The organism is Cupriavidus sp. GW821-FHT07C08, from assembly GCF_059419025.1.
This window is the reverse complement of sequence record NZ_JBWKQZ010000084.1, coordinates 1-1,118: the sequence shown is the minus strand read 5'-3', so window position 1 is coordinate 1,118 and position 1,118 is coordinate 1. Positions and strand designations below refer to the sequence as shown.

1 protein-coding gene is annotated in these 1,118 nt (G+C 59.2%); it reads left to right on the top strand.

Annotation, left to right across the window (positions count from 1 at the left end; all coding sequences use genetic code 11):
* Positions 1-52: 52 nt before the first annotated feature.
* Complete coding sequence (locus tag AC07UK_RS38785; protein WP_494688356.1) at positions 53-1,105, top strand: IS630 family transposase; 1,053 nt, start codon at positions 53-55, stop codon at positions 1,103-1,105.
* The last annotated feature ends 13 nt before the right edge of the window (positions 1,106-1,118 follow it).

The following is a 1,118-nucleotide window of genomic DNA, read 5'->3' as shown; positions in this document are numbered from 1 at the left end:
CTAGTCCAATGCGTCATTGAAAAAGCACCCCATTCATGGTTAGATCAGGTGCATGGGAAAAATGAATCTGACCGAGCTCGAGCGTGAACAATTGCTGTCTGCGACTCGTAGCCGAACCATTCGGGCAGCCGACGCGCGCCGGGCCAAGCTGATCCTGATGCTTGAAGACGGTGAGTCGCGCGACGCGATCATTGAGCGGCTGGGGTGCGATTCGCGTTTCATCTCGCGTTGGTCGAGTCGGTTTCTGGCGGAGCGGCTGGCGGGCTTGTACGCGCGCCATCCTGGACGATCGCCCATGCAGCCGCCTGAGAAACTCGAGGCGCGTGTTCTGGGCTATACGCTCAAGCGCAAGCCCTTGGACGGATCGACACACTGGAGCAGCTACAAGCTTGCCGCGGAGCTGGGTGACGTGTCCATCTCGACCGTGCAGCGCATCTGGCGCAAACATGGCGTGCGCCCGCACAGGTTGGAGCGGCACATGATTTCCAACGATCCCAACTTCGAAACGAAGGCTGCAGACGTGATCGGGCTGTATCTGAACCCGCCCGCGCATGCGGCGGTGTTCTGCGTGGATGAGAAGACCGCGATCCAGGCCCTGGATCGCAAGGATCGGATGCTGCCACTGTCGCCAGGACGTGCGGAGAGTCACGGCTTCGAATACAAGCGTAACGGCACGCTCAGCCTGTTTGCCGCACTCAACACGGCGACCGGGGAGGTGATCGGCAAGACTGCGCCACGTCATACCAGTGAGCAGTTCGTGGCCTTCCTCACTGACGTTGTAGCCAGTCAGCGACCGGAGCAAGAAATCCACGTCATCTGCGATAACGTGAGCAGTCACAAGACCGAGCGCGTGCGCGACTTCCTCAGCGAACACCCCAACGTCCACATGCACCACACGCCGACCTACACGTCCTGGCTCAATCAGGTCGAGAACTGGTTTGCGCGCATTCAGCGCGATGTGATCGCACGAGGCGTCTTCACTTCGGTGAAGGACCTGGATCGCAAGTTGATGCGTTATATCCGTCAACACAACAAGAATCCCAAGCCAATCAAGTGGAAGTACGACGATCCAGCGCGGCGAATTCGCCCGGTGCCAATTCAATGACGCGATGGACTAG

What these genes read in the sequence shown, in the direction of transcription:
- AC07UK_RS38785 (WP_494688356.1), top strand. Translation starts at nt 53, where the DNA reads ATGGGAAAAATGAATCTGACCGAGCTCGAGCGTGAACAATTGCTGTCT.